Source organism: Pseudomonas alcaligenes (assembly GCF_014490745.1).
In the GTDB taxonomy this organism is placed as follows: domain Bacteria; phylum Pseudomonadota; class Gammaproteobacteria; order Pseudomonadales; family Pseudomonadaceae; genus Aquipseudomonas; species Aquipseudomonas alcaligenes_C.
Genome location: NZ_LZEU01000001.1, coordinates 3,625,530 through 3,640,593, shown reverse-complemented (window position 1 = coordinate 3,640,593; position 15,064 = coordinate 3,625,530). Strand labels below are relative to the sequence as shown.

The following is a 15,064-nucleotide window of genomic DNA, read 5'->3' as shown; positions in this document are numbered from 1 at the left end:
CGGCAATGGCGATGGCCGAGGTCAATGGAGTCCGGCTGCACTATCAACAGCTGGCGTGCGAGCGCACGGAGGGCGAGGTCGAGGACGTGGTACTGATCCACGGCCTGGCCGCCAACCTGGCGTTTTGGTACATGCAGGTCGGCCATGCGCTGGCCAGGCACTATCGGGTGACCATGTACGACCTGCGCGGTCATGGTCGCTCGAGCATGCCGGTCAGCGGCTACACCCCGGCTGAGCAGGCCGAGGATCTGCGTCAGCTGCTCGATCACCTGGGCATCGGTCGGGCCCATGTGATCGCCCACAGCTTCGGCGGCACCATCGCCCTCAACCTGGCCTGCGAGCAGCCGCAACGCTTCCGCAGCCTGACCATCGCCGACACCCATATTGCCGCGATTCGCAATGTCGGCGCCGACTGGCGCTATGCCGAGCATATCCAGCGCATTCTGGATGAGCACAAGATTCCGCTGAACACTCGCGAGCCCTATTTCGGCTACCGCCTGCTCAAGGAGGCGGCGGCCCTGCAGCTGAACCAGCGCGAGCTGCCGGAGGCGCTGCGCGAGCTGATCAACCCGCTGATGGGCGCATCGGGCCGGCGTACCGCTGACCAGTGGGTGACCCTGCTGGAAACCACCACCGCCCAGGACGAGCTGATGGGGGACGACGGCCTCGACGTCGAGCGCCTGCGCTGCCTGAACTTCCCGCTGCTGGCGATCTACGGCGAGCGCTCCCAGGCGGTGACCACCGGCGAGCTGCTGCTCACCGTGTGGCCGCAGGCGGATTTTCGCCTGGTGCGCGGCGCCGGGCACTTCTTCCCGGCTTCGCGGCCACAGAAGCTGATCCGCTCCTTCGAGTTCTTCCTGCGCCGCGCCAGCAGCAAGCGCCAGGGCCGCTCCGACGATGCCCAGGGCAAGGCGTTCTTCCGCAGCGACCGCCTCTACAGCAAGGACGAGCAGTGGTTCTATGCCACCCGCGAAGGCATCGAGCAGGGCCCGTTCGCCCAGTTCGAGGAGGCCCTCGACCACCTCGATGCGTTCATTGCCCAGGTGCTGGCGCGCAAGGCCAGCCTGGCCGCGCGGCTCAACTTCCCGAACAAGACCCGGGTGCCGCGCGGCCTTGGCGAGGACGACTTCCGCCTGATCGCGCGCAACGGCTTCGGCGACGGCATCAATGCCTATGCCCATGCCATGGCCTGGTTCAACGACCACCTGTACATCGGCACCACCCGCGGCAACTTCCCGCTGATGAAGGCGCGCCTGCCGATCAGCATGGATCCCTGGCCGGTGGAGTGCCCGGCCAATCCCTTCGACCTCGACCTGCATGCCGAGATCTGGCGCTACAACCCGCGCAAGGACGAATGGCGGCGGGTGTTCAAGGCGCCCACCATCATCGGCAGCGACGGCTCGAAGATCCCCCGCGAGCTGGGCTTTCGCGGCATGTGCGTGTACCCGGGCAGCGCCGGGCGCAAGCCGGGGCTGTTCGTCAGCACCTGGTCACCGGCCAAGGGCCCCGGCCCGCTACTGCTGCGCAGCGAAGACGGGCTGAACTTCACGCCCACCTGCGAGCCCGGCCTGATGGGCCTGCCGGTGACCACCATCCGCACCATGGTCAGCTTCAAGGGACGCATGTACACCACCCCGGCCGGTTCGCGCGGCGGCAACCCCAACGTCTCCTCGCACTCCATCGTCTACGAGAGCGCGGCGCCGGAAGAGGGGCGCTGGGAGCCGGTCAGCGACTTCGGCTTCGGTGACGAGGGCAACAAGACCATCTTCGAGATGTGCCCGTTCGGCGACCACCTGTATGTCGGCACCTTCAACCTCAAGGGCTTCCAGGTCTGGCGCAGCACCTGCGAGAACAAGCCCTACCACTGGGAGCGGGTGATAGTCGACGGCGCCGAGCGCGGCCCGCTGAACCAGTCGGTACTGAGCATGTACGCGTTCAAGGGAGCGCTGTATGTCGGCAGCGCCATCCAGGGCGGCGGCATCGACCGGCAGAACGGTGTCGGCCCGGCGCCACCCGAGCTGATCCGCATTCACCCGGACAAGAGCTGGGATCTGCTGGTGGGCGATGCGCGCATGACCGCCGACGGCTGGAAGGAGCCGCTGTCCGGCTACATGGCCGGCTTCGACAATTTCTTCAATGGCTATTTCTGGCGCATGGCCGAACACGAAGGCTGGCTGTACCTGTCGACCTTCGACTGGAGTGGCCTGCTCGGCTACGCCCGGCGCGATACCTGGCCCGAGCCCTTTCTCAACATCATCAACAGCGTGGGCGAGGAGTTCATCTTCAATCGCCAGGCGGGTTTCGACCTGTACCGCAGCTTCGATGGCGAGAACTGGGTTCCGGTGACCACCGGTGGCATGGGCAACCCCTACAACATCGGCATGCGCACCATAGTTTCGTCGCCCTACGGCCTGTTCCTTGGGGCTGCCAACCCCTTCGGTCCCAAGGTCTGGCCGCTGGGCGGCGACCGTTACATCGATAACCCGCGCGGCGGCTGCGAAGTGTTCTTCGCGCCGCGCACGGTAATGACTACCGCCGCGCCCAGTGCGGGTATCCGTGACCGCTCAACAGGAAGTCCTGCGCTATGAACGGAAACATCTTTGCCAAGCAAGAAAGCGATCTCGGCGACGCGCGCAAGATCGCCACGCCCATGCTGCTGCGCAAGGGCCTGCTGGCCTACCTGCGCAACGGCAAGCAGGAACCGCTGTATGTGGTGCTGGATCCGGCGAATGAGCTGCAGTGGGAATTCGAGACCCAGCAGTTCTTCATCCTGGAAATGCTCCAGGTCGACGAGGAGTTCGTGGTCATCGCCGCCAGCTACGAGCGGCGCTTCAACCAGAGCCTCAGCCGTGGCGATCTGGATGCGCTGCTGGTCAACCTGATCGACCAGCGTCTGCTCGGCCTGGCGGCGGCCTCCCACCCGCTGGTGGCGCAGTACCGCGAACAGCTGCAGGAAGACCTGCAGCGCCTGCTCGAGGAAAAGGTCGCCAAGTTCCGCAGCAAGAGCGGCAATTCCAACGCCAACGCCAACGCCAACGCCAACACTGGTGCTGGTGCCGGGGGTGGCAGCAAGGCAGCGCGGCCGCTGGCGGCACCGATTGAGGCCAGCCGCGTGGCGCCGCCCGCGAGCCAGTCGCGCGGGGCTTCGAACGATGGCGGGCGCGGCGCGCCGGAACAGCTGCAGGCCGGGGTGCGCGGCAACGCCGGCATGGACGACAGCCTGCAGATCCCGATCTTCCACCTGTTCAATCCGCACAAGCTGCTGAAGTCCTGCCAGGACTGGCTGGGGCCGTTCAAGTACACGGTGTTCATCCTGCCGCTGCTGTTCGGCCTGGCGCTGGGCATTGTCATCAACAACTTCGATCAGGTGCGCCTGGACAGCCAGACCCTGCTGTCCGGCCTGGGGCCGATCGGCCAGCTGATCTTCAGCCTGTTCACCGTCAACCTGTTCTGCACCCTGACCCTGGCGCTCACCGCGCAGCGCTACCGGGGCACGGTGAACAGCCTGTCGGTGGCGCTGATGCTCGGCTTCCTGCCGCGCCTGGTGCCGAAGATCAGCAACCTGATCGGCCTCAGCCGGCGCGAGCGCCTGTGGCTGCACGGCAGCCCGGTGCTGATGCGCGTGGCGCTGTTCAGCCTCGGGGTGTTCCTCTGGTACTTCAGTCGCGCCTCGGCCAACCTGCTGACCACGGGTGGCCTGGCTCTGGCCACGGCCAGTGCAGTGGCGCTGCTGCTGACTCTCAATCCGCTGTCGAAAAGCAGCGGCTACCACCTGATCGCCGTACTGCTGGACGAGCCGCAGCTGCGCGGCAAGACCTTCAAGGCGCTGTTCGGGCGGATCAAGGGCAACGCCTACCGCGAGGCCAACGACACCGCGCTGATGGCCTACGGCCTGGCCGCCGTGCTGTATTCGGCGCTGCTGCTGGTGCTGGCCCTGCTGATGATCGGCAGCTGGCTGAAGTTCAACTTTGGCGGCACCGGGGTGCTCGCCTGCGTGCTGCTGATCGGCTACCTCAGCGTGCTGACTTACCGCAAGTTCCACAGCGCCAACGAGATGTACGAGCGCGCCGTGCAATACGAGCGCTGGAAGCGTCGGCGCCTGCCGGACAACGTGGAGAGCAAGCTCAAGGCGCAGCCGGGCAGCAAGACCGCACGCTTCACCTGGCGGGTGGTAGCACTGTCGCTGCTGGTCTGCCTGTTCCTGCCGTATCCCTACGAGCCGGGTGGTTCCTTCGTGATCCTGCCGACCGAGCAGCAACAGGTGGCCAGCGACATCGGCGGCATCGTCAGCCAGGTGCTGGTGGAAGGTGGTGAAGACGTCAAGGCCGGACAGGTGCTCGCGCTGCTGGCCACCGGCGACTACGAGGCCCAGGTGAAGATCGCCGAGGCACGCATCGCCGAGGAGGAGGCGACCGTCGCCGAGCTGAAATCGCGACCGCGTCCCGAGGAAGTGGCGGTGGCCGAGCAGAGCGTGCAGATGGCGCGTACCCAGGCACAGTTCAGCCGTTCCAGCTACCAGCGCAATGCCACCCTGCTGGCCAAGGGCGGGGTGTCGGCGCAGCAGGCCGAACAGGCGCAGCGTCAGTATGAGGTCGACCTGGTGGCGATCCAGGTGGCCGAGGCCAATCTGGCCCTGACCAAGTCCGGCGCCACCGCCGACACCATCGCCGCCGCCGAAGCGCAGGTGCAGCGCTGGCGCAGCGAGCGCGACCTGTACCTGGCCAAGATTGCCCGCTCGCAGCTGCGCGCGCCGATGGACGGCCGGCTGATCACCCTGCTGCTGAAGCAGAAGGTCGGCAAGCTGCAGCCGCCTGGCGAACCCTTCGCCGTGGTGGAAAAGGCCGAGCGGGTGCTGGCCGAGATCGAGGTACCGGAAACCGAGATCGGCTATGTGCAGCCGGGGGCAGTGCTCAAGGTCAAGCCGCTGGCCTACTCCGACCGCTACTTCGATGGCGTGGTGACGCAGATCGATGCCAATGTGGGGGAGAAGAGCAGCGGCAAGTACGTCAAGGTGCTGACCGTGATCGAGAACGCCCAGGGCCAGCTGAAGTCGGGGATGACCGGCTATGCCAAGGTGGACGGCGAAGTGCTGCCGGTGTGGAAGGCTTTCAGCCGGGCAGTGTTCCGCTTCATCGATGTCGAACTGTGGTCGTGGATTCCCTGATCGGCTGCCTGCGACACATAGAAAAACACCGGCTGCGGCCGGTGTTTTTCATTGTGCTCAGGCTGCCGGCGTGGGCAGCAATTCCTTGAGCGGCTGGCTGTCGTCGGCCAGCTGTGCGGCCGTCACGCCGATCTGCTCGGCGACCAGGCGCTTGGCGGCGACGAAATCCTGCGGGCGGTTGACCGTGTCGGCGGCCAGCACGCGGCCATCCTTGAGGTAGAAGGCGCTGAAGCTGTCACTCTCCGGGGTGCCGCGCAGCACCAGCTGCTGGTAGCCCTCGGAGAGGCCGACCATCTTCAGTTTCAGCTCGTACTGGTCGGACCAGAACCACGGCACCGAGGCGTAGGTCTTGCTCTTGCCAGCCATGCCGGCGGCAGCCACCCGCGACTGCTCCAGGGCATTGGGCACCGACTCCAGGCGCAGGCGGCGGCCGAGCAGGGCATTGGGATGGTTGGTGCAGTCGCCGGCGGCGAAGATGTCCGGATCGCTGGTCTGTGCGTGCTGGTCGACCAGGATGCCGTTGTCCACCTCCAGGCCCGCTTTGGCAGCCAGTTCGGTATTGGCCAGCAGGCCGATGCCGACCACCACCAGGTCGGCCTCGACGCGGCTGCCATCGGCGCAGAGCAGGGCGCTGACCGCGTTGCCGCTGATCTGCAGGTCGGCCACCTGCACGTTGGTGCGGATATCCACCCCGACTTCACGGTGCTTACGCTCGTAGTAGGCCGACAGCTCGGCCGCGGTGACCCGCTGCAGCACCCGCGGCAGGGCTTCCAGCACGGTGACCTGCAGGCCCTGGGCGACGGCCGAGGCGGCCACTTCCAGGCCGATGTAGCCGCCGCCGACTATCGCCAGACGCTTGCCGGCGGCGAACTGGCCGCGGATGCACTCGACGTCGTCGAGGGTGCGCAGGTAGTGGAAGTTGGCGCAGCGCTCGGCCGCCACGGCATTGGGCACGTTCAGCGGGCGCGGGCGGCCACCGGTGGCGATGGCCAGCTTGTCGTAGTTCAGACTGCGGCCATCGGCCAGCTGCAGGGTCTTGTCGGCACGGTCGATGGCGACCACGCGCACGCCGCCGAGGAACTCCACGGCAGCCTTGTCGTAGGCTGCCTGCGGGCGAATCGACAGGCTGCTCTTCTCCACGCTGCCGGCCAGGTAGGCCTTGGACAGCGGCGGCCGGTGGTAGGGCAGGTGGGCCTCCTCGCCGATCAGCAGGATACGGCCTTCCCAGCCTTCGTTGCGCAGGGCAATGGCCAGTTCGCCGCCGGCATGGCCGGCGCCGATGATGATGGCGGTGGAGGTTGCAGCGTCGCTCATGGTGACCTCGTGGGAGTGGGGCGGTGGCTCAGGCCGCTAGTGTATGCATCCGCATCGTCGGCGTCGCGACCGAACACGCCATTTGCCCGGCCGACCATGCAAAACGCTGCGCAGAAGGCGAGCTAGAGCCATTTCGTCGGCGCTCAGGGCTGCTAAGCTGGGTCGCCATCCAAGGGGTTATCTGTTCGAGTTGTCGTGCGCCTATGAAGACTGTCGCAATCCTGCTGTTTCCCGATGTGCTGATGCTGGATGTGGCCGGGCCGCTGGAGGTGTTCTCCATCGCCAACCGCTACCTCGCGGCAGACGCTGGTTACCGGATCGTCACCGTCAGCGGCCAGGAGCGGAGCATTCGTGCCTCCAACGGCCTCACCCTGCAGGCCGATGTGTCGTTCGAGCAGGCCACGGCAACCTACGACATTCTCCTGGTGCCCGGCGGGCCGGGCGCTTACAACCAGGCCCATGGCCCGCTGCTGCCCTGGTTGGTGCAGGCGGCCGGGCGGGCCCGGCAGTACGGCTCGATCTGCACCGGCGCCTTTATCCTCGGCGAGGCCGGCCTGCTCGACGGCCACCGGGTGACCACTCACTGGAACTACACGGAGCGCCTGGCCAGGGCTTTCCCGCGGGCACGGGTGGAGGCCGAGCATATCTACCTCAACGACCGGCGCCTGATCACCTCCGGCGGGGTTACGGCCGGCATCGACCTGGCGCTGTCCATCGTCGCCGAGGATCACGGCCGCCAGGTGGCGCTGGATGTGGCCAAGGTGATTCTGGTGGTGATGAAACGGCAGGGCGGCCAGGCTCAGTTCAGCCCATTGCTCGGAACCCTGGCGCGCCAGGATTCGCCAATCGCACGGGTGCAGAGCTATGTGCTGGAGCATCTGGAGGAGACCTTCTCGATCGAGCGCATGGCCACCCTGGCGGCGATGAGCAGCCGCCATTTCGCCCGCGTGTTTACCCGCGAAATGCAGATGACGCCCATGCAGTTCCTGCACAGCGCGCGCATCGACCGTGCCCGCCAGTTGCTGGAGAGCAGCGAGCTGCCGCTGAAGACGGTGGCTTACCGCAGCGGCTTCGGCAGCGTGCGCCACATGCGCTTCCAGTTCAGCGACCGCCTCGGTCTGACCCCGCTGGAATACCGCCGCCAGTTCAGCTGAGCGCGCATGTCCGTCCGGCGCAGCCGGATGGCTGTCCGCGTCCCCATGGCGGCCTGTTCTTCGCCGCCATGCTTGCCAAGATAGAAGCTGTCCTTGCGCCTTGGGCGCACGGGCTGCTGCGTCCCGTGCGTGTCTGTTGCAGCGGTGCCCGCATGGCCTCTTGCAGAACTGCAAAGTGCCCTTGCAGGCCTGTCTATTCCGCGCTGCCGGCGCAACGGCAAAGATGGAGTCGTACTTCAGCAACGAGGCACCAACGCCTCTCACCGACACGACAACACTTAAGGAAGCTCGCCATGAACCTGAACAAGAATCTGATTGCCGCCGCCCTGACCCTGTCCAGCGGTTTCGCCTTCGCTGCCGGCAGCCCGGGCGTCGAGCAAGATACCCAGGCCTTCCTCCAGGCCCTGGAAGCCGGTGGCGGCAAGCCGCTGGAAACCCTCAGCCCGCAGGATGCCCGTGCCGTGCTGGTCGGCGCCCAGGCTTCGGTCAAGGTCGATCTGTCCGGCACCACTGTCGAAGAGAAGACCATCCAGGCCGATGGCCAGGCGCTCAAGCTGACCATCGTCCGCCCGGAAGGCGCCAAGGGTGAGCTGCCGGTGTTCATGTTCTTCCACGGTGGCGGCTGGGTGCTCGGCGACTACCCGACCCATGCCCGTTTGATCCGCGACCTGGTGGTGAACTCCGGTGCGGTGGCCGTGTACGTCGGCTACACCCCGTCGCCGGAAGCCCATTACCCGACCGCGATCAACCAGGCCTACGCCGCGACCCAGTGGGTGGCCGCGCACGGCAAGGAGATCAACGTGGATGCCTCGCGCCTGGCGGTGGCCGGCAACAGCGTCGGCGGCAACATGGCCGCAGTCGTGGCACTCAAGGCCAACGCCGCCGGCACGCCGAAGATCCGCTTCCAGGCGCTGCTGTGGCCGGTGACCGATGCCAACCTGGAAACCGGTTCCTACAACCAGTTCGCCCAGGGGCACTTCCTCACCAAGCCGCTGATGAAATGGTTCTGGGACAGCTACACCACCGATGCCAAACAGCGCGCCGAGATCTACGCCTCGCCGCTGCGCGCCACTCCCGAGCAGCTCAAGGGCCTGCCGCCGACCCTGATCCAGACCGCCGAGTTCGACGTGCTGCGTGACGAGGGTGAAGCCTACGGGCGCAAGCTGGATGCCGCCGGCGTGGAAGTCACCTCGACCCGCTACAACGGGATGATCCATGACTTCGGCCTGCTCAACCCGCTGGCGCACATCGCCGGCACCCGCTCGGCCATGCTGCAGGCCGGTGCCGAGCTGAAGAAACACCTGCAATAAGCAACCCTGCCTGTCCCCGGCGCGCGTGTGCGCCGGGGCATTGTTCGTGGAAGGAAGCCAGACATGCCCACGGAAAGCGTCACCCTGATTATCCGCCACCGGGTCGCCACCGGTCAGGTGCCTGCCTATGAAAGCTGGCTGCGCCGCATCACCCGCGTGGCCAGCGGCTACCCCGGTCACCTCGGCGTCGATGTGCTGCGTGATGGCGCGCTGTTCACCTCGGTGCTGCGTTTTGCCAGTGCCGGCCAGCTGCAGGTCTGGCTGGATTCCGCCGAGCGTGCCGCGCTGATCGCCGAGGTCGAGCCGCTGCTGAGCGAAGGCGAGAGCAAGGAACTGCACGATGGCCACGAGTTCTGGTTCGTGCCCAACTCGCGCGACCAGGCGCCGCCACCGCGCTGGAAGCAGGCCTGCATCACCTTCCTGGTGATTCAGCCGCTGACCCTGCTGGTGCCGCAGCTCTGGCAGCCCGTGTTCGAGCGTCTACCCTGGCTGGGTGGGTATGTGCCGAGCAACGTGCTGATCACCCTGAGCATCGTACTGTCCGTCGTCTACCTGTTCATGCCGCGTGTCACCGCCTGGTTCGCCGGCTGGCTGCACGCACGCTGAGTGCTGGAGAACCCTTATGAGCCAAGACCCGTCCGACAAGAGCCGTCGCCACTTCCTCGCCAGCAGCTCGGTGCTCGGCGCCGCCGGTGCGCTGTGGGCCGCCTTACCTTTTGCCGGCGCCGCCGGCAGTTCATTCGCCAGTAGCCTGGGAAGCGCTATGCAAGCCGATCTGATTCTGTTCAATGGCCGTCTGCACACGGTCGACCGCGAGAAACCCACGGCCAGCGCCGTGGCGATCAAGGACGGGCGCTTCCTCGCTGTCGGCAGCGATGCCGAGGTCATGGCCCTGCGCGGCAGCGCCACCCAGGTCATCGACCTGCACAAACGTACGGTGATCCCCGGGCTCAACGACTCGCACCTGCACCTGATCCGCGGCGGCCTCAACTACAACCTGGAGCTGCGCTGGGAAGGCGTGCCGTCGCTGGCCGACGCCCTGCGCATGCTCAAGGAGCAGGCCGAGCGCACACCCACGCCGCAGTGGGTGCGGGTGGTCGGCGGCTGGAACGAATTCCAGTTCGCCGAGAAGCGCATGCCGACCCTCGACGAGCTGAACAAGGCGGCGCCGGACACCCCGGTGTTCGTCCTCCACCTGTACGACCGTGCGCTGCTCAACCGCGCTGCGCTGCGGGTGGTCGGCTACACCAAGGACACGCCCAACCCGCCGGGCGGCGAGATCGTCCGCGACAGCAATGGCGAACCGACCGGCATGCTGGTGGCGCGGCCCAACGCGATGATCCTCTACTCGACCCTGAGCAAGGGGCCCAAGCTGCCGCTGGAGTACCAGGTCAACTCGACCCGCCAGTTCATGCGCGAGCTCAACCGCCTCGGCGTGACCAGCGCCATCGACGCCGGCGGCGGCTACCAGAACTACCCGGACGACTACCAGGTGATCGAGCAGCTGGCCAAGGACAACCAGCTGAGCATTCGCATCGCCTACAACCTGTTCACCCAGAAGCCCAAGGAAGAGCTGGCCGACTTCCAGCACTGGAGCAAGCTGGTCAAGCCGGGGCAGGGCAACGACTTCTTCCGCCACAACGGTGCCGGCGAGATGCTGGTGTTCTCCGCCGCCGACTTCGAGGACTTCCTCGAACCGCGCCCGGATCTGGCGCCGAGCATGGAAAGCGAGCTGGAGCCGGTGGTGCGCCACCTGGTCGAGCAGCGCTGGCCGTTCCGCCTGCACGCCACCTACGACGAATCCATCTCGCGCATGCTCGACGTGTTCGAGAAGGTCAATCGCGACATCCCGTTCAACGGCCTGCCGTGGTTCTTCGACCATGCCGAGACCATCACGCCGAAGAACATCGAGCGGGTGCGCGCATTGGGCGGCGGCATCGCCATCCAGCACCGCATGGCCTTCCAGGGCGAGTACTTCGTCGACCGCTACGGCAAACAGGCCGCCGAGAAGACCCCGCCGATCCAGCGCATGCTGAGTGAGGGCGTGCCGGTCGGCGCCGGTACCGACGCCACCCGCGTGGCCAGCTACAACCCCTGGACTTCGCTGTACTGGATGGTCAGCGGCAAGACCGTCGGCGGTCTGGAGCTGTACCCGCAGGGCCTGCCGCGCGCCACCGCGCTGGAGCTGTTCACCCACGGCAGCGCCTGGTTCTCCAGCGAGCAGGGCAAGAAGGGGCAGATCAAGGTCGGCCAGCTGGCCGATCTGGTCGCCCTGTCGGCGGACTTCTTCAGCGTCGAGGAAGAGGCCATCAAGTGGATCGAGTCGGTGCTCACCGTGGTCGACGGCAAGGTGGTGTATGGCGCTGGCGAGTTCGACAAGCTGGCGCCGCCACCGGCTCCGGTACTGCCCGACTGGTCGCCGGTGGCCAAGGTGCCCGGCCACTGGAAACCCGGCGCGCCGCTGGTGGCGCAGGTGCACCAGTGCGTCGGCGCCTGCGCCGTGCATGCCCACAGCCATGACCGCGCGCGCCGCTCGTCGGTGCCGATCAGCGACTTCCAGGGTTTCTGGGGGGCGTTCGGCTGTTCCTGTTTCGCTTTCTGACCCGGCCGCGCCAGGCCAGCGGCGCGCGGTCATGCGCGCGCTGCAACCTGACCTGGTCAATGTCATTCGCGTGTGCCGTCCACTGACGGCCCGCGCCTTGTAGTGCAGCAACATCCATAACCATCGAGGACATCGAGATGAGCAAGAGCTACAACCGTTTGGACAAGGACAATGCCGTGGTGCTGCTGGTCGACCATCAGGCCGGCCTGCTCTCGCTGGTGCGCGACTTCACCCCCGACGAGTTCAAGAACAACGTGCTGGCCCTGGCCGACATCGCCAAGTTCTTCAAGCTGCCGACCATCCTCACCACCAGCTTCGAGAACGGCCCCAACGGCCCGATCGTGCCCGAGCTCAAGGCCATGTTCCCGGATGCGCCGTACATCCCGCGCCCGGGCCAGATCAACGCCTGGGACAACGCCGACTTCGTCAACGCGATCAAGGCCACCGGGCGCAAGCAGCTGATCATCGCCGGCGTGGTCACCGACGTCTGCGTGGCGTTCCCGACCCTGTCGGCAATCGCCGAAGGCTTCGACGTATTCGTGGTGACCGACGCTTCCGGCACCTTCAACCCGGTGGTGCGTGATGCCGCGCTCAATCGCATGAGCCAGGCCGGTGCCCAGCTGCTGAACTGGTTCAGCGTGGGCTGCGAGTTGCACCGCGACTGGCGCAACGACATCGAAGGTTTCGGCGGCCTGCTCAGCAGCCACCTGCCGGCCTACGCCAACCTGATGCAGAGCTACAGCCAGAAGAGCTGATCACGGCGCCGGCCACGCACTTCGCGTGGTCGGCCCTTCGCTTCAATACCACGGGCTTAGAACCTGTTTACGATCTTTTGGACTAGAGCCAGGCAAGGCGCTACGTCAGTAACAGCCTCCGGCTGGTCAAAACAGGCGAGGAAGCGGAGTTTACGAGCTGTAAATGAGCATTCCGAGCCTGTTTTTAACGCAGCATGGCCGACGGACAGGAGATCGTGAGCAGGTTCTCAGGAGCGCTGCAGCCAGCTGAGGAAACCGCCTTTCTTGATCTGCACCGGTTTTTCTTCCAGTAGCGAGGCACTGGCCTGCTGGCGGAAGTTCTGCAGCTTGTGCAGGGCCGTGCCGATTTCGCTGCGCTGCTCCAGGCAGGCCTGCAGCTGGGTCTTGTCCAGGCGATAGAGCACCCCCGAACTGAGTGCGGTAAAGCGCGCCTCGGAGGCAATGCCCTGGGTCACCCCCTGTTCGCCCATCACCTCGCCAGGGCCCATGCGCCCGGCCTCGACGAACTGGCCATCGGCCGGCACCGCGGCGGAGATCACCCCGCTGCCGATCACCAGCAGCTGTTCGCTGACTTCGCCCAGCTCCAGCACCACCTGGCCGCTGCTTACCGCCAGCGGCTGCAGCTGTTCGGCCAGGCGATCCTTCTCTTCGCTGCTCAGCGAACGGAAGATCTTCACGTCGTCGAGCAGCGTGCGCTGGCGGCTGGCCGCGCTGCCGTGGGCCTCGCCGCCGCGCAGGATGCCGGCAGCCTGCAGCTGGCGGTGGGCGAGGTCGAACATCAGGTTGCGCACCTCGGTCTTGTTGCTGGCGCCATCGACGAAGCCGCTGATCTCGTACTCCACCACCTGCAGGTCGGAGTGCTTGACCGTGACCTTGGCCTTGGGGCTCGGCAGCAGTGCGCTGACGCCCTGCAGGGCGCGCTGCAGGGCATCGAGCACCAGGCGCGGGCGCACCTGGGCAGGCACGCTGAGGCTGACGCTGAGGTTGTGGATGTCGGCCTGGCGGTTGAGGTTGAGGATCTTGGCCTTGGCCGCCACCGAGTTGGGGATCACCACGGTGCCACCCTGGCTGGTGCGCAGGTGGGTGGCGCGCCAGTCGATCTCGATCACCTTGCCCTCGGTGCCGTCGATGGAGACCCAGTCATCCAGGCGGTAGGGCTTGGTGGTGTTCAGCACGATGCCGGAAAACACGTCGCCGAGGGTGCTCTGCAGAGCCAGGCCGATGACGATGGCGACTACCCCGGAGGTGGCCAGCAGGCCCTTGACCGGCAGCTGCATGACATAGGCCGCGGCGGCCACCAGGGCGGCGAGGAAGATCAGCGCGCCCAGCACGTCCTGCAGCAGGCGCCCGGTGTGGCCGCTGCGCGGCATCAGCAGCACGCCGAGCACCACGGTCAGGGTGCGCGCGCAGAGCAACCACCAGGCGATGCCCAGTGCCGCGCCGAGCATGTGCAGCGCCGCCTCGCTCCAGGGCGGCGGCTGCAGCGGGCTCATCCCGGCGCCGACTATCACCAGGCTGTAGGCGAGGAAGAAGCCCAGGCGCAGCAGCACCCGCCAGACCTTGGCCTCGACCGGCAGCAGGCGCCAGCAGGCGAGGTCGGCAAGCAGCAGGCCGACGGCGACCAGCAGGGGGTGACTGTGGAACAGGCTGAGCATGGTGATCTCCGAAACACGGGCGGCGAGGGCGATGGTGCAAGCATGGCGGCAATGCGCGCGCGACGGAATGCCTGGCGCTGCAAAACCGCCCTGCAAAACTGCACGGCTAGAGCGGCGGCGCTAGCGGCAGCTCGCCGCGCAGGCGCGCACTGTCGTCGGCGAACACCTGCTTGAGCCAGTTGCCCACCGCCTGGTAGCGGCCGATCTTGCCGGCGTCGCGGTGGCTGAGCAGCCACACTTCGCGCAATACCTCGACCTCGACGCTGAGGCGGCGCAGGCCGTTGCGCTCGCCGATCAGGCACGGCAGCAGGGCCAGGCCCAGGCCGGTCTGGCAGGCGTGCACCAGGGTGCTGACACTGCTCACCCGCACCGGATAGAAAGCCTCCGGCGCCTGCGCCCGCAGCCAGCGCATCTCGGCCATTTCCGCCAGGTCTTCGCCATAGGCCAGCCATGGCTGTTCACCCCAGTGCTGGCGCGGGATGTCGGCAAAGCGTTCGGCGCCGTACACGGCGAAGCCGATCTCGCCGAGCTTGCGCATCAGCAGTGCGGCATCGTCCTGCGGGCGCGCCAGGCGCAGGGCGAAGTCGGCCTCGCGACGGGTGAACGACAGTGCCTGGTTGCCCACCAGCAACTGCAGCTGCAGGTTCGGATGCTGCTCGATCAGCGCCGGCATGTGCTCCACCAGCCAGTGACTGAAGAGAAAGTCGATGGAGGTGATGCGCACTGCGCCGCAGACCCCCTCGGCCTCGCTGCAGGTGTCCAGCAGCATGCTCTTCACATCGCCGTAGACCCGCTCGGCGTAGCCGAGGAATACCAGGCCGGCCTCGGTGGGGTGGTAGCCGGCGTTGTCGCGAATGAACAGGCGGGTGTTCAGTGCCGCTTCGGCGGCGGCCAGGCGCCGGCTCATGGTCGAGGGGTCGATGTTCAGGCTGCGCCCGGCGGCGCTCATGCTGCCGTCGCGGGCCAGGGCGAGGAGCAGGGGGATGTCGTTCCAGTCGAAGTTCACGGCGCACAGCTTCCATGTCCAGGAGATCGGCTGCCGCAGGCCCGGGGTGGCGTTGCTCTGCGGCGGAGAAAACCTGCTCACAATAGCAAGAGCGCGGCGCGCCC

Annotated in this window: 10 protein-coding genes; 7 read left to right on the top strand and 3 right to left on the bottom strand. The window is 66.7% G+C overall.

From position 1 onward, the window contains the following. Nucleotides 1-5 precede the first annotated feature (5 nt). Together A9179_RS16625 and A9179_RS16620 are read left to right on the top strand one after the other, a co-directional pair. Complete coding sequence (locus A9179_RS16625; protein ID WP_187807321.1) at nt 6-2,588, top strand: alpha/beta fold hydrolase; 2,583 nt, start codon at nt 6-8, stop codon at nt 2,586-2,588. Beyond that, nucleotides 2,585-5,164, top strand: coding sequence for an HlyD family secretion protein (locus A9179_RS16620; RefSeq protein WP_187807320.1), 2,580 nt, complete (start codon nt 2,585-2,587; stop codon nt 5,162-5,164). The genes A9179_RS16625 and A9179_RS16620 overlap by 4 nt, the downstream gene beginning before the upstream one ends. A gap of 57 nt (nt 5,165-5,221) precedes the next feature. Here A9179_RS16620 and A9179_RS16615 read toward each other — a convergent pair whose 3' ends face one another. Next, a complete protein-coding gene (locus A9179_RS16615; protein ID WP_187807319.1) occupies nt 5,222-6,478 on the bottom strand; it encodes an NAD(P)/FAD-dependent oxidoreductase in 1,257 nt (418 codons plus the stop codon). Between the two features lie 203 nt (nt 6,479-6,681). Between A9179_RS16615 and A9179_RS16610 the strand changes: the two genes are divergently transcribed. From A9179_RS16610 to ycaC, 5 genes are all read left to right on the top strand, one after another. After that, a complete protein-coding gene (locus A9179_RS16610; protein ID WP_187807318.1) occupies nt 6,682-7,632 on the top strand; it encodes a GlxA family transcriptional regulator in 951 nt (316 codons plus the stop codon). Nucleotides 7,633-7,925: 293 nt separating this feature from the next. Then, nucleotides 7,926-8,942 carry an alpha/beta hydrolase gene (locus tag A9179_RS16605; protein WP_187807317.1) on the top strand — a complete coding sequence of 339 codons (1,017 nt, stop codon included), beginning with the start codon at nt 7,926-7,928 and terminating at the stop codon, nt 8,940-8,942. A 63-nt stretch (nt 8,943-9,005) separates the two neighbouring features. Beyond that, nucleotides 9,006-9,548, top strand: coding sequence for an antibiotic biosynthesis monooxygenase (locus tag A9179_RS16600; RefSeq protein WP_187807316.1), 543 nt, complete (start codon nt 9,006-9,008; stop codon nt 9,546-9,548). Between the two features lie 16 nt (nt 9,549-9,564). Further along, nucleotides 9,565-11,544, top strand: coding sequence for an amidohydrolase (locus tag A9179_RS16595; protein WP_394354736.1), 1,980 nt, complete (start codon nt 9,565-9,567; stop codon nt 11,542-11,544). A gap of 137 nt (nt 11,545-11,681) precedes the next feature. Further along, complete coding sequence (gene ycaC, locus A9179_RS16590; protein WP_187807315.1) at nt 11,682-12,299, top strand: isochorismate family cysteine hydrolase YcaC; 618 nt, start codon at nt 11,682-11,684, stop codon at nt 12,297-12,299. A gap of 227 nt (nt 12,300-12,526) precedes the next feature. Here ycaC and A9179_RS16585 read toward each other — a convergent pair whose 3' ends face one another. Continuing rightward, nucleotides 12,527-13,954 (bottom strand): mechanosensitive ion channel domain-containing protein, encoded by a 1,428-nt coding sequence (locus A9179_RS16585; RefSeq protein ID WP_187807314.1) that lies wholly within the window; start codon nt 13,952-13,954, stop codon nt 12,527-12,529. A gap of 106 nt (nt 13,955-14,060) precedes the next feature. Then, nucleotides 14,061-15,041 carry a LysR family transcriptional regulator gene (locus A9179_RS16580; protein WP_316851838.1) on the bottom strand — a complete coding sequence of 327 codons (981 nt, stop codon included), beginning with the start codon at nt 15,039-15,041 and terminating at the stop codon, nt 14,061-14,063. Nucleotides 15,042-15,064: the final 23 nt, after the last annotated feature.

Coding starts and splice junctions, on each gene's coding strand:
- A9179_RS16625 (WP_187807321.1), top strand. CDS start 6: ATGGCGATGGCCGAGGTCAATGGAGTCCGGCTGCACTATCAACAGCTG.
- A9179_RS16620 (WP_187807320.1), top strand. CDS start 2,585: ATGAACGGAAACATCTTTGCCAAGCAAGAAAGCGATCTCGGCGACGCG.
- A9179_RS16615 (WP_187807319.1), bottom strand. CDS start 6,478: ATGAGCGACGCTGCAACCTCCACCGCCATCATCATCGGCGCCGGCCAT.
- A9179_RS16610 (WP_187807318.1), top strand. CDS start 6,682: ATGAAGACTGTCGCAATCCTGCTGTTTCCCGATGTGCTGATGCTGGAT.
- A9179_RS16605 (WP_187807317.1), top strand. CDS start 7,926: ATGAACCTGAACAAGAATCTGATTGCCGCCGCCCTGACCCTGTCCAGC.
- A9179_RS16600 (WP_187807316.1), top strand. CDS start 9,006: ATGCCCACGGAAAGCGTCACCCTGATTATCCGCCACCGGGTCGCCACC.
- A9179_RS16595 (WP_394354736.1), top strand. CDS start 9,565: ATGAGCCAAGACCCGTCCGACAAGAGCCGTCGCCACTTCCTCGCCAGC.
- ycaC (WP_187807315.1), top strand. CDS start 11,682: ATGAGCAAGAGCTACAACCGTTTGGACAAGGACAATGCCGTGGTGCTG.
- A9179_RS16585 (WP_187807314.1), bottom strand. CDS start 13,954: ATGCTCAGCCTGTTCCACAGTCACCCCCTGCTGGTCGCCGTCGGCCTG.